The sequence below is a fragment of the Bacillus sp. HY001 genome (genome assembly GCF_007558965.1).
In the GTDB taxonomy this organism is placed as follows: Bacteria; Bacillota; Bacilli; order Bacillales; family Bacillaceae_G; genus Bacillus_A; species Bacillus_A mobilis.
The window spans coordinates 1-216 of the sequence record NZ_VLTE01000200.1 but is presented as its reverse complement, the minus strand read 5'-3'; the positions used below and the strand labels follow the sequence as shown (position 1 = coordinate 216).

The window sequence follows — 216 nt, the reverse complement described above, 5'->3', positions numbered from 1 at the left end:
TTTGGAGGTACTATAGGATATACACACCTAGTAATTATTTTATCTTCCTCTAACTCTCTTAATCGTCGGATTAACATGCATTGATTCATATCAAGAAAATTTTTTTGTATCTCACTTCATCTTAAAGGTGAACGGTGTAACAAAATCCATATAATTGCTATTTTCCAACTTCCTCCTATCTACAGATAAAGTTAAATCGTGTCCATTGAAAAATTC

The 216-nt window shown here is 31.0% G+C and carries 1 pseudogene; it reads right to left on the bottom strand.

Annotated elements, in window-relative coordinates:
• Positions 1-216: pseudogene (locus FOT98_RS30425) on the bottom strand (winged helix-turn-helix transcriptional regulator); the annotation flags it as partial.